The 12,375-nt window shown below is 53.2% G+C and carries 11 protein-coding genes; 4 read left to right on the forward strand and 7 right to left on the reverse strand.

All coding sequences use genetic code 11. From position 1 onward, the window contains the following. Nucleotides 1–115: 115 nt before the first annotated feature. The 7 genes from B2Z72_RS12075 to rpmH form a co-directional block, all read right to left on the reverse strand. Nucleotides 116–1,267, reverse strand: coding sequence for a CobW family GTP-binding protein (locus tag B2Z72_RS12075; RefSeq protein WP_296981586.1), 1,152 nt, complete (start codon nt 1,265–1,267; stop codon nt 116–118). 148 nt (nt 1,268–1,415) lie between these two features. Further along, the gene (mnmE, locus tag B2Z72_RS12080) at nt 1,416–2,819 is read right to left on the reverse strand and encodes a tRNA uridine-5-carboxymethylaminomethyl(34) synthesis GTPase MnmE (protein ID WP_296981588.1); all 1,404 of its coding nucleotides are present in this window, start codon (nt 2,817–2,819) and stop codon (nt 1,416–1,418) included. Nucleotides 2,820–2,956: 137 nt separating this feature from the next. Further along, nucleotides 2,957–3,619, reverse strand: coding sequence for an NAD(P)H-binding protein (locus B2Z72_RS12085; RefSeq protein WP_296981590.1), 663 nt, complete (start codon nt 3,617–3,619; stop codon nt 2,957–2,959). Between the two features lie 169 nt (nt 3,620–3,788). Continuing rightward, nucleotides 3,789–5,435 (reverse strand): membrane protein insertase YidC, encoded by a 1,647-nt coding sequence (yidC, locus tag B2Z72_RS12090; RefSeq protein ID WP_296981592.1) that lies wholly within the window; start codon nt 5,433–5,435, stop codon nt 3,789–3,791. Nucleotides 5,436–5,437: 2 nt separating this feature from the next. Continuing rightward, on the reverse strand, nt 5,438–5,743 hold the full coding sequence (gene yidD / locus B2Z72_RS12095) for a membrane protein insertion efficiency factor YidD (protein ID WP_296981593.1): 306 nt from the start codon (nt 5,741–5,743) through the stop codon (nt 5,438–5,440). Next, on the reverse strand, nt 5,691–6,095 hold the full coding sequence (rnpA, locus tag B2Z72_RS12100) for a ribonuclease P protein component (RefSeq protein WP_296981595.1): 405 nt from the start codon (nt 6,093–6,095) through the stop codon (nt 5,691–5,693). Before rnpA ends, yidD begins: the two co-directional genes overlap by 53 nt. A gap of 29 nt (nt 6,096–6,124) precedes the next feature. Continuing rightward, entirely contained in the window at nt 6,125–6,259 is a 135-nt protein-coding gene (gene rpmH / locus B2Z72_RS12105; protein ID WP_225670825.1) for a 50S ribosomal protein L34, read from the reverse strand. 514 nt (nt 6,260–6,773) lie between these two features. Between rpmH and dnaA the strand changes: the two genes are divergently transcribed. The 4 genes from dnaA to B2Z72_RS12125 form a co-directional block, all read left to right on the forward strand. Next, nucleotides 6,774–8,315, forward strand: a complete 1,542-nt coding sequence (dnaA, locus tag B2Z72_RS12110) for a chromosomal replication initiator protein DnaA (RefSeq protein WP_296981600.1) — start codon at nt 6,774–6,776, stop codon at nt 8,313–8,315. Nucleotides 8,316–8,419: 104 nt separating this feature from the next. Then, complete coding sequence (gene dnaN / locus B2Z72_RS12115; protein ID WP_296981602.1) at nt 8,420–9,520, forward strand: DNA polymerase III subunit beta; 1,101 nt, start codon at nt 8,420–8,422, stop codon at nt 9,518–9,520. Between the two features lie 172 nt (nt 9,521–9,692). Then, nucleotides 9,693–10,787 carry a DNA replication/repair protein RecF gene (gene recF, locus B2Z72_RS12120; protein ID WP_296981604.1) on the forward strand — a complete coding sequence of 365 codons (1,095 nt, stop codon included), beginning with the start codon at nt 9,693–9,695 and terminating at the stop codon, nt 10,785–10,787. 80 nt (nt 10,788–10,867) lie between these two features. Next, the coding region (locus B2Z72_RS12125) for a DNA gyrase subunit B (RefSeq protein ID WP_297004926.1) at nt 10,868–12,375 on the forward strand (1,508 nt) is incomplete at its 3' end.

Consider the following 12,375-nt stretch of genomic DNA (forward strand, 5'->3'; position numbering starts at 1 on the left):
TGTTTATAAACAGCTTCCTGTGGATAAATCAGTGCATTAATTGTTGCTGATCTGAGTTTAAGCTGTGAATTGCCTGTTAGACTCAGAATATAGGCTGATTTTTGGCAGACACCTGTTAATTATTTTGCAGCTGACAGGCCAGCATCGCCTGTTCAATGGCTTCCCAGTCCATTTCCCGCGGGCTGATGATCTCGATGCGCGAATCACGGCGATGGGCGACGCGATCAAAATCGTGTTCGTCACGTACGCGGTTGTAGAACACCCAGTCGCGGTCGAGACGGATCACACCTTTGATCCGGTCGACGCCTTCGAGGCCGTTTAATACCTCCTCAAGCGCCCAGTAATCAAAGCAGTCATCGCGGTGAAACAGCCAGCCACAGCTGTAATGGCCGGCGCTGTTGCCGATCTTACGGATCGGCTGGCCTGGCTGCGGCTGTTGTTCATGGCTGTGTTGATCATGGTGGTGATGTCTGTGATGGTCGTGGTTATGGTTATGGTCGCCATGCTCGTGTGCATGATGTCTTTGCGCATGGTGGTCGTGTTTATGGTCATCATGGCCATGATCTGAATGATCATGCGAGTGCTCATGGGTGTGGGCATCTGAGTGACTGTGAGCATGGGCTTCCGGGAACTGCGCCTGCAGCTCGCCGTTACGCACCAGATCCAGCAGGGCGGGGGCGATCTGTCCGCGGGTCACACGGCCGATATGCTGTTTCGGCGGGAACATATTGCTCAGGCTTTCTTCCGCCAGCTGAATCTGTTCTTCCTCGGCCACATCGCACTTATTGATCAGCACAACATCGGCCAGGTTGAGCTGGTCGTGGAATATTTCGTTGTCGATCACTTCCGGCTGACCTAACGAACGCGGATCAAGCAGGCAGACAGTCGCCCGCAGATCGAGCTGATTGCGGAAGCCCAGACCCATTAAGGTATCAATAATGCCTTCCGGATGGCCGATGCCGGTTGGCTCGATGATCAGACGATCTGGCTTAGCGCGTTCAATCAGCGCGCGCAGCGTCTGTCCTAAAGAAGCACCCAGAGAACAGCAGATACAGCCACCGGCCAGTTCTTTGATGTGCAGGCCGTCTTCATCCGGCATCATTTCCTGATCAATCCCCACCTGACCGAACTCATTGACCAGCACCGCCCAGGATTCTCCCTCCGGCCGCTGCGCCAGCAGCCCGTTAATGGTGGTGGTTTTACCCACACCAAGGAAGCCGGTGATGATGTTGGTCGGGATCAGACGGTTCGCTTGTTGCTCGCTCATAAGGGCGTTAATTCCTGGATATCTGCGGTTTGCGTGTGCTTAGAGTGGGGGCGGCGGTTGTGGATAACAAGCACCAGATAAAACCGCCTGAAGAATGTGCGCGAGGATGTGCCTGAACGTGTGGCGCGATTAAGTCTGGCGGCGGCGTTTATTTACCGATACAGAAACTGCCGAAGATTTCGCCCAGCAGATCGTCGGCGGAGAACTCGCCGGTAATTTCGTTCAGCGCGTTCTGTGCCATACGCAGGTCTTCTGCCAGCAGTTCGCCAGCGCCCATGCCTTCCAGCTGCTGACGGCCGAAGTCGATGGCGTCCTGCGCCCGGTTCAGGGCGTCGATATGACGGCGGCGGGCGAGAAAGCCACCTTCAGAAGCGGCATCAAAACCCATAATCTGCTTCAGGTGTTCGCGCAGCACATTCACGCCAGCGTTCTGTTTCGCTGACAGAGTGATAACAGGGAAATCGCCACTGTCATCCAGACCAATCACTTCTGTGGATAAGTCCGCCTTGTTGCGGATAACCGTTATGCGGCCATTGTTGAGTAAATCGCTGGCCGCTTCCTGCAGACCTCGCTCGTCATAGAGTGCGTGCAGTAATTTCTGCGGGTCCGTCTCTTCCGGGGTGGTTTTGCTGGAGTCGATCATCAGCAGTACGCGGTCAGCCTGAGTGATTTCTTCCCAGGCGCGCTGAATACCGATGCGTTCGACTTCGTCCGGCGCATCACGCAGACCGGCGGTGTCGATAATGTGCAGTGGCATACCGTCGATGTGGATATGTTCTTTCAGAACGTCCCGTGTGGTACCGGCAATATCGGTGACGATGGCCCGTTCCTGGCCTGCCAGGGCATTCAGTAGTGAGGACTTACCTGCGTTCGGGCGTCCGGCAATCACGACGTTCATGCCTTCCCGCAGAATCGCACCCTGACCGGCTTCTTTCAGCACGGCTTTGAGTTCCGCATCCACGTCGTTCAGCATGGCAGCAACTTTGCCGTCAGACAGAAAGTCGATTTCTTCTTCCGGGAAATCAATCGCCGCTTCCACATAGATGCGCAGCTGAATCAACTGATCGAGCAGGCAGTGGACTCTTTTTGAAAACTCGCCCTGCATCGAGCGCAGCGCACAGCGCGCCGCCTGTTCAGAAGCGGAATCAATTAAATCGGCAATGGCTTCCGCCTGAGCGAGATCCATTTTGTCATTCAGGAAAGCGCGCTCGGAGAATTCCCCCGGGCGTGCCAGACGGCAACCCAGCGCCACCACTTCTTTCAGCAGCAGATCGAGTACCACCGGGCCGCCGTGGCCCTGCAGTTCGAGCACGTCTTCACCGGTAAACGAATTCGGATTGGGGAAGAACAGCGCGATACCTTCGTCCAGTACCGTGCCGTCAGCCGCGTTAAACGCTCCGTAGTGGGCGTAACGCGGTTTTGGTGCATAACCCAATACCTTCTCTGCCACGGTCAGCGCCAGTGCTCCGGACACACGGATAATGCCAACGCCGCCACGACCCGGGGCAGTAGCGATGGCGGCAATGGTGTCCTGATGGATGGCGTTGGTCATATGTGAATCCGTTGGCGATGTTTGCAAAGGTTGGCGCAGTACAAAACGGGCATTGTACATGAGCGCCGCCCCGCAAACGAAATTGGCCTGCATAAGCGACCGGGATGAATGACCTGAAGAAACGGGTGTGTCAGTACTTACTTATTGCGGATCAGCTGCTGAATGGCATCTTTTACGCTGCTGCCGCCCTGGGTAAGCTCAATAATCATGCGGCTGATCTGCGGTGTATTGACGACCTCCGCCAGGGTTGCTGCCACATCGCCACGGCTGACGGTAGAGTAGGGCAGCGCCGGACCGGCGTCGATCATGCCACTGGCCGGATGATCCGTCAGGGTACCCGGACGCACGATGATCCAATCAAGATCGGAAGAAGCCAGATGCACATCCGCCTGCTTTTTCACTTTCATGTAATTTTCAAAGGTCGGTGACACTTCACGGCCACGACCGGATTCCGGAAACGCCGACACCAGAATAAAGCGCGGAATACCGGCGCGACGGGCAGCGGCTACCGATAGCGCCAGACCATCACCATCAATGGCGTTGGTCATCTCTTCGCCGCCTTTACCACCGGCACCGGCTGCAAAGACCACGGCGTCACAGCCTTCCATTTTGGAAGCCATCTGCGCAATGTTGGTCTCCAGCAGATCACCCATTACCGGCACTGCCCCCAGCGCCTGCAATTCGTCTGCCTGGATTTTTGTGCGGCACAGGCTGAATGGCTGCTGGTCCCGTTGTAGCAGTTCCGTTGCTAATAAACGGCCGATTTTGCCGGCACCACCAACAATAAATACCCTTTGCATATGAATTCCTTCGCTGATTTAAAGGCCGTGGATAGGCGGCCGTAAAAGTTGGCAGTATGAGTCTTTCAGCGGCAGAAATATCCCGCTGAAAAGCAATGTTTCGTAAATCTGACAGGCATAAAAAAGGCCGTGCAATGCACGGCCTCTCTGATCTGAAAAGCGCTGTTTATCAGGCCGCTTTTTCGATCTGTCTGGTGATCACGTACTGCTGTGCAATCGACAGACAGTTGTTGGTTACCCAGTACAGTACCAGACCGGCCGGGAACCACAGGAAGAAGATGGTGAAGATGATCGGCATAAACTGCATCACCCGCGCCTGCATTGGATCTGGTGGCGTTGGGTTCAGTTTCATCTGCAGGAACATGGAAGCACCCATGATCAGCGGCAGAATGAAGTATGGGTCCATCACCGACATGTCTTTAATCCACAGCATGAACGGCGCCTGGCGCAGTTCAACGGATTCCATCAGTACCCAGTACAGGGAGATAAACACCGGCATCTGCACCAGAATTGGCAGACAGCCACCCAGCGGATTGATCTTCTCTTCTTTGTAGAGCTTCATCATTTCCTGGCCGAGTTTCTCGCGGTTATCGCCGTACTTCTCTTTGATCTCGTTCATCTTAGGCGCGACTTTGCGCATGTTCGCCATAGAACGGTAGCTGGTTGCAGACAGCTTGAAGAACGCTGCTTTTACCAGCACGGTCAGCAGAATAATCGCCACACCCCAGTTACCCACAAGAGCGTGAATGTGTTGCAACAGCCAGAACAGCGGCTGAGCAATCCACCACAGCCATCCGTAATCGACGGTCAGCTCAAGGTTTTCTGCAATTTCAGACAGACGGTCCTGATCTTTCGGACCCATGTACAGGCCGGAACCGACTTCGGCAGTCTGACCAGGTTCCACCACGGTGGCTTCATCGTAGAAACCAAAGATGTAGTTACCTTTTACGTAACGGCCGTTGTAAGTGTGCTCTTCCTCTTTCGGTGGCACCCAGGCCGCCAGGAAGTAATGCTGCAGAATCGCTGCCCAGCCACCGGTTTCGATGGATTTGAACTGCCCATCTTCCAGATCACCAAAGCTGACTTTCTTGTAACGGTCGTCTTTAGTGGTCAGCGCGGCACCCAGATAGGCTGCCATACCCATGCTGGAGTTTTTCGATGGATCATCAGAACCATCACGCTTCAGCTGTGCATAAAAACGGCCGGACCATGGCTGCTCAGAGGTATTGGTGACGCGGAAATTCACATCAGTCAGGTAGTCACCACGACGGAAGGTAAATACTTTTTCGATATTTACCTGATCGGTAGAGGTGGTCAGTACCACTTTGATTTCATCTTCGCCATCAGCCAGCTGATAAGAGGTTTTTTCAGCACTGAACACTTTGGCATCGGTACCACTGGCGATCAGACCACTCTGAGCCACATACGTACGGCGTTCGTTACGTTCCATCAGAACAAACGGAACATCCGGGGTATCGATAGAGGCCGGGAATTCCGGCAGCAGAACTTCAACAATCTCACCACCGCGTGGGTCGATTTTGACTTTCAGCACATCGGTTTCGACAGAAATCAGCGCGCCACTTGGTGCCGCTGAACTGATTGCAGGCGCTTCATCCACCTGAGGCGCTTCAGACTCTGTGCTGCCCGCTTCTGCAGTCGCACTGGCTACCGGAATATCCGGAGTGTCAGCGCTGGCTGAAGATTCAATCGGTGCGTTCATCTGGGGTTTCTGACCGTAGTCGTCATTCCAGGCGAGAATTAAGAAATACGAGCTGATGGCCAGACCAATAAAAATGACCGTACGGCGGATATCCATGATTAGGGTTTCCGTTGACAACAAAGGGAATGGGATTGGTGTTTTTCAGGCAGATCCGGCACTGGATCCACCCCATGGGAACCCCAGGGATGGCACCGGAACAGTCGTTTGAGCGCCAGCCAGCCACCACGGATTGCACCGTAACGGGAGACTGCTTCCTGCGCATAAGAAGAGCAGGTCGGATAATATCGGCAACGACTGGGAATCAGAGGACTGATTGCATAGCGATAGACAGAAATCAGCAACAGCAGTGCTTTAGCGCCTGGACTGGCGGCGGTTTTTGCCTTTGCTGTGTGCTTGTCTGTCATGGGATGGACGCTTCAATCTGAACCAAAGGGCGTCAATCATCTCACGAATTTGCTGGTTGTCCAGTTCAGCAAGACCAGACCGGCCGAGGATCACAAAGTCGAGCGCATCAATGTCGTTCTGATGATGCCGGAAAGATTCCCGGATCAGACGTTTGATGCGATTGCGATCGACAGCACGCTTGATCTGCTTTTTCGCCAGAACGAATCCGATTCTGGCCTGGTCCTGCTCATTCGGTGTCGCCAGCAGCAGGAGATGCTGCGAGCTACCACGCAGTCCGGTGTTATCAAAAACCCGTTTAAACTCTGCAGGCCGCAAAAGACGAGCACTGCGGGGGAACGAAGTTTCTGACATCAAGCCGGTTACGCGATCAGATGATCAGATTAAACAGTCAGACTGTGACGGCCTTTAGCACGACGACGAGCCAGAACCTGACGGCCGTTTTTAGTGGCCATACGAGCACGGAAGCCGTGAGTACGCTTACGCTTCAGTACGCTTGGTTGAAAAGTACGTTTCATAACACTATCACCCGGTTGGTTATAAGGGTCAATTTTTAGGGGCGGCAATTGTATGAGAAAGGATCAGTAATAGCAACGATCATTTTCTGGTCAATTTCCATTGCTGTTTTCTGAATTTTTCACATGCGGATTTCAATACTTTGAATACTGATGAATATGTATGTGAAGAAGAAGAGTAGAAGTTCGTTGTTTTTATTCTTAAGCCCCGATGATTCTGTGGAAAACCAAAAAAAACCCATATAAATCAATATCTTGAAGAAATGATAAGCACGCGGGTTAACGGCTTGTAAGTTATGAATCAGCGGTCAGAAAGTGGGGGACGGATTGTGAATGAAATACGCCTTCACGGATGGATCTGAGTTATCCCCAATTCTGTCCCGAGGAAACCCGGTAAATTATCCACAACCTTATCAAGGGGGAGAAATTAACGGCTAATTCTGTGGATAACCGGTGGGGTTCTCAGTTAGAATGTCCGGCTCTTCTGAAATGACCGACGATTAAACGGATTACTCACGTGGCACTGACAGCTTTGTGGCATGACTGCCTGGGACAACTGCAGCACGAACTCCCTGCGCAGCAATACAACACATGGATCCGCCCTTTAAGAGTGGACAGTGAAGAAGGCCAGCTGGTTCTCAGCGCCCCGAACCGCTTTGTTAAAGACTGGGTAAAAGATAAGTACCTGCAGCGCATTCAGGAAATCATGTCTGAACTGAATGGCGGGCGAATTACTCACGTCGAGCTGTCGGTAGGCGAATCCCGCCCGATGTTTACCCGTCCGGATGTTACCCGTACTGCGCCTGAACCGCGTCCGCAGCCAGCGCCACAACCGCGCCAGGCGACTGATGGCTATGCTTTCGGTACCCCGCGCGAAGAACCTGCGGACAATGACTATGCTGCAGCGCCTGCTCCGCAGGAAATGAGTCGTCCGGCCTATGAAGTGAATCCGCCACCGCCACCGGTGCGTTTTTACGGTGAGCCGCCAGCGGCATCAAAACCCAAGCGTGAAGTGCAGGTAGAAGGTGGTCTGAATCACCAGAGCTTCCTTAACCCGACCTTTACCTTCAAAACCTTTGTTGAGGGTAAATCCAACCAGCTGGCCCATGCTGCTGCCCGTCAGGTAGCGGAAAACGCCGGCGGTTCATACAACCCACTGTTTATATACGGCGGTGTTGGTCTGGGTAAAACTCACTTAATGCACGCTGTGGGCAACTATCTGCAAAGTAAAAATGCCAATGCCAAGGTGCTGTATGTGCATTCTGAGCGTTTCGTGCAGGATATGGTGAAAGCGCTGCAGCTGAACGCCATCAATGAATTCAAACGTTTTTACCGTGGCCTGGATGCGCTGCTGATTGACGATATTCAGTTCTTCGCCGGTAAAGAACGTTCTCAGGAAGAATTCTTCCATACTTTCAATGCCCTGCTGGAAGGCGGGCAACAGATGATTCTGACCTGTGACCGTTATCCGAAAGAAATCAACGGTCTGGAAGAACGTCTGAAAAGCCGCTTCGGCTGGGGCCTGACGGTGGCGGTCGAGCCGCCGGAGCTGGAAACCCGCGTTGCCATCTTAATGAAGAAGGCAGAACAGACCGGCGTTGACCTGCCGGATGATGCGGCCTTCTTTATTGCCCAGAAAATCCGCTCCAACGTACGTGAGCTGGAAGGCGCACTGAAGCGGGTAGTGGCTAACGCCCACTTCACTGGCAGTGAAATCACGCTTCCTTTTATTAAGGAGTCGCTGAAAGACCTGCTGGCACTGCAGGATAAGCAGGTAAGCGTCGACAATATTCAGCGAATTGTGGCTGAGTATTACAAAATCAAGATGTCTGATTTATTATCTAAGCGCCGCACCCGATCCATCGCCAGACCGCGTCAGGTGGCGATGGCACTGAGTAAGGAACTGACCAATCACAGTCTGCCGGAAATCGGCGATGCGTTTGGTGGACGTGACCATACAACAGTTCTGCATGCGTGCCGCAAGATTAAAGAACTGCAGGAATCCAGCGCAGATGTTCGTGAAGACTACAAGAACCTGCTGCGCTCACTGACGACCTGATAAACCGCTCAGAATTGAGGGTATAAAAGGTGTCAGAGACCGTTTTAAAATGCTAACACAGGCACTGCTTATAACAGGCAGGCCCAGGACCTGAGTGGAGAACCATGAAATTCGTAATATCCAGGGAAGCCCTGCTTCGTCCTCTGCAGTTGGTGGCCGGCGTTGTGGAAAAGCGCCAGACTCTGCCGGTACTGTCGAATGTGCTGCTTGAGGTAGAAGGCCAGCAGCTGTCACTGACCGGTACTGACCTCGAAGTTGAGCTGGTCGGCCGTGTCACTCTGGATGAAGTCGGTCAGGAAGGTGAGATCACCGTACCGGCGAAGAAACTGATGGATATCTGCCGTTCTCTGCCGGATGGTGCCCAGATCGAAGTCGAACAGGACGAACAGCGCGTTAATGTGCGTTCCGGCCGTTCCCGCTTCACTTTGTCGACGCTGCCGGCGACTGAATTTCCGAACGTTGAGAGCATCTCCGGTGAGCAGGAATTTACCCTGGCTCAGGGCAGTCTGCGCCGCGTGATCGACCGTACCAGCTTTGCTATGGCACAGCAGGACGTTCGTTACTACCTCAATGGTATGCTGTTTGAACTGACGGCTAACAGCCTGCGTACGGTTTCCACCGATGGTCACCGTCTGGCGACCTGTAATGTCGAAATCTCCGGTCCGGACACTGCTCAGCAGATCATTCTGCCGCGTAAAGGCGTGCTGGAACTGGCTAAGCTGCTGACCGATGCAGAAGCGTCTGTATCCCTGTCGCTGAGCAGCAATCACCTGCGCGCGCACACTGAGAACTTCACCTTCACCTCCAAACTGGTGGACGGTAAATTCCCGGACTACAACCGCGTTATTCCGAAAAACGGCAGTAATGTGATGTTGGCTGACCGTACTGAACTGCGTCAGGTGTTTAACCGTACGGCGATTCTGTCGAACGAAAAATACCGTGGCGTGCGTCTGGTTCTGGATGCAGATCTGCTGAAAGTATTTGCCAACAACCCGGAACAGGAAGAAGCGGAAGAATCCGTGGGTGTTGAATATCAGGGCGACCAGCTGGAGATGGGCTTTAATGTTTCCTATCTGCAGGATGTGATGGGCGTACTGGATTCAGCACAGGTTAAGATGACGCTGTCTGACGCCAACAGCAGTGCATTGCTGGAAGAGCCGGAAGGCGGTGACGCAATGTACGTTGTTATGCCGATGCGTCTGTAGGAAACGCCTATCTTAGTAGCTGCCATCACTTCGGTAAAAACAGGCTCAGAATGCTCGTTTATGGCTTATAAGCCGGGCATTTTCGCCTGTTTTTGCTTTGTGCTGACCGCCCGGATGATGATTCTTCAAAAGCGGTTCTGTTCCAGTCGTTATCTCTTTACGAGAATTCCCTATGCCAATCCGGCAACTTAAAGTCAGCGGCGTGCGCAATCTGCAGCCGCTGGATCTTGATCTCCATCCTGGTGTGAATTTTATCTACGGCGCCAACGGCTCCGGTAAAACCAGTGTGCTCGAAGCCATTAATCTGATGGCGGCGGGCAAGTCTTTCCGTACGTCCAAGCTTCAGCATGTCTTCAGCAATGACAGCGATCGCATTGAATTGTTTATGGCGATTGACGATGAGTCCCTAGGTGACTCAGAGCTGGACAGCCTGCGACTGAAGGGTGGTGATCATTTGCTTAAGCAGAATGGCTCGGTGCTGACGTCCCAGGCGGATGCTTCGCATCTGTTGCCGGTGCAGATTATCGAACCGACGACCTTTAAGCTGCTGTCTGGCTCGCCGGAAGAGCGACGCCAGTTTATAGACTGGGGTGTGTTCCACGTGGAACATGCTTTTATGGAGCACTGGAAAACCTTCCGCAAGCAGCTGAAGCAGCGCAACTCTGTTTTGAAGCAGAAGGAAGAAGAATGGCTGTCGGTATGGAACAAGGGCTTCATCGAAAGTTCGGAAGCCATTGATCAGCATCGCCGTGATTATCTGAAGCGCTTTAAGCCGGAATTTGAACGCATCCTGAAAGAGCTGGATGACACAGTAAACGTCCAATTGGCGTACTACCCTGGCTGGGATAAGGATTCTGCCCTGGTGGACGTCCTGGAGCGTCAGAAAGAACGCGATATGGCGCTTGGTTATACCCAGTCTGGGCCGCACAGAGCAGAGTTGCGGATCAAGGTTGATAAGCAGCCAGCAGCCGAGATTCTGAGCCGCGGACAACAGAAAACCGTGGTCGCAGCACTCAAGATTGCCCAGGGTTCGCTGTTCCAGCAGGAGAGCGGACGCCGCACTATCTATTTAGTCGATGATCTTGCGTCAGAACTCGACGAAAAGCACCGTTTTGCTTTATGCAAGCTGCTGGAAGATTTAAAATGTCAGGTCTTTATTACCAGCATTGATAAAGAGAAGCTGAACGATATCTGGCAGCCTGCGGCAAGCAAAGTGTTCCACGTGGAACAGGGAAGAATCCGCGAAGACGAACCGGCCGCTAACTAATTCACGAACAGCTTTCAGAGCCGCGGATTGTTCATTCGTCCGCTGCCTTTTTGCACAGAATTCATCAAGAGGAACACCACATGAGTGACGAGCAGAATTACGATTCGTCGAGTATTAAAGTCCTGAAGGGGCTGGATGCCGTACGCAAACGCCCAGGCATGTACATTGGCGATACCGATGACGGTACGGGTCTGCATCATATGGTGTTCGAGGTCGTGGATAACTCCATCGACGAAGCATTGGCCGGCCACTGTGATCAGGTGGATGTGATCATCCATGAAGATAACTCTGTATCTGTATCGGATAACGGTCGTGGTATTCCAACTGAACTGCACCCGGAAGAGGGTGTATCCGCCGCTGAGGTTATTCTGACCGTACTGCACGCGGGCGGTAAGTTCGACGACAACTCTTATAAGGTTTCCGGTGGTCTGCACGGTGTGGGCGTATCCGTAGTAAACGCGCTGTCTGAGAAGCTGAAGCTGACCATTCGCCGCAACGGCAAAGTATTTGAACAGGAATACACCCACGGTGTACCTGACTACCCACTGAAAGAAGTTGGTGTAACCGATGGCAAGGGCACCACTGTGCGCTTCCTGCCTTCCAAAGAAACGTTCACTACAACCATCTTCAGCTACGACTACCTGGCCAAGCGTCTGCGTGAACTGTCGTTTCTGAACTCTGGTGTGCGCATCTTCCTGAAAGATGAGCGTGTGGCTGATAAAGAAGACCTGTTTCACTTTGAAGGCGGTCTGGGGGCGTTCGTTAAGTACCTTAACGAAGGCAAAACCCCGGTGAATGAGGTTTTCCATTTCAATGCTGATCGCGAAGACGGCATCAGCGTCGAAGTGGCCATGCAGTGGAACGACAGCTTCCAGGAAAACATTCACTGCTACACCAACAACATTCCACAGCGCGATGGTGGTACGCACCTGGCGGGTTTCCGTGCCGCGCTGACCCGCTCGCTGAATACTTACATCACAGCGGAAGGTCTGGATAAAAAGAACAAGGTTGCCACCACAGGCGATGACGCCCGTGAAGGCCTGACCGCAATTATCTCGGTGAAAGTGCCGGATCCTAAGTTCAGCTCCCAGACCAAAGACAAACTGGTTTCCAGCGAAGTAAAAGCCGCTGTGGAACAGGAAATGGGCCGTCTGTTCGCCGATTACCTGCTGGAGAATCCACAGCAGGCAAAAGATCTGGTGGGCAAGATGATCGACGCCGCCCGTGCCCGTGAAGCGGCGCGTAAAGCCCGTGAAATGACCCGTCGTAAAGGCGCGCTGGATATCGCTGGTCTGCCGGGCAAACTGGCTGACTGTCAGGAAAAAGATCCGGCACTGTCTGAAATTTACCTGGTGGAAGGGGACTCCGCCGGTGGCTCGGCCAAACAGGGCCGTGACCGGCGGACACAGGCGATTCTGCCTCTGAAAGGTAAGATCCTGAACGTTGAAAAAGCCCGCTTCGACAAGATGCTGTCCTCAGCCGAAGTTGGCACCCTGATTACCGCACTGGGTTGTGGTATTGGCCGTGAAGAGTTCAACCCGGACAAGCTGCGTTACCACAGCATCATCATCATGACCGATGCCGACGT

The organism is Thalassolituus sp. UBA6592 (assembly GCF_002433655.1).
In the GTDB taxonomy this organism is placed as follows: domain Bacteria; phylum Pseudomonadota; class Gammaproteobacteria; order Pseudomonadales; family Oceanobacteraceae; genus Venatoribacter.

What these genes read in the sequence shown, in the direction of transcription:
- mnmE (WP_296981588.1), bottom strand. Translation starts at nt 2,819, where the DNA reads ATGACCAACGCCATCCATCAGGACACCATTGCCGCCATCGCTACTGCC.
- recF (WP_296981604.1), top strand. Translation starts at nt 9,693, where the DNA reads ATGCCAATCCGGCAACTTAAAGTCAGCGGCGTGCGCAATCTGCAGCCG.
- B2Z72_RS12075 (WP_296981586.1), bottom strand. Translation starts at nt 1,267, where the DNA reads ATGAGCGAGCAACAAGCGAACCGTCTGATCCCGACCAACATCATCACC.
- B2Z72_RS12085 (WP_296981590.1), bottom strand. Translation starts at nt 3,619, where the DNA reads ATGCAAAGGGTATTTATTGTTGGTGGTGCCGGCAAAATCGGCCGTTTA.
- dnaN (WP_296981602.1), top strand. Translation starts at nt 8,420, where the DNA reads ATGAAATTCGTAATATCCAGGGAAGCCCTGCTTCGTCCTCTGCAGTTG.
- yidD (WP_296981593.1), bottom strand. Translation starts at nt 5,743, where the DNA reads ATGACAGACAAGCACACAGCAAAGGCAAAAACCGCCGCCAGTCCAGGC.
- rpmH (WP_225670825.1), bottom strand. Translation starts at nt 6,259, where the DNA reads ATGAAACGTACTTTTCAACCAAGCGTACTGAAGCGTAAGCGTACTCAC.
- yidC (WP_296981592.1), bottom strand. Translation starts at nt 5,435, where the DNA reads ATGGATATCCGCCGTACGGTCATTTTTATTGGTCTGGCCATCAGCTCG.
- rnpA (WP_296981595.1), bottom strand. Translation starts at nt 6,095, where the DNA reads ATGTCAGAAACTTCGTTCCCCCGCAGTGCTCGTCTTTTGCGGCCTGCA.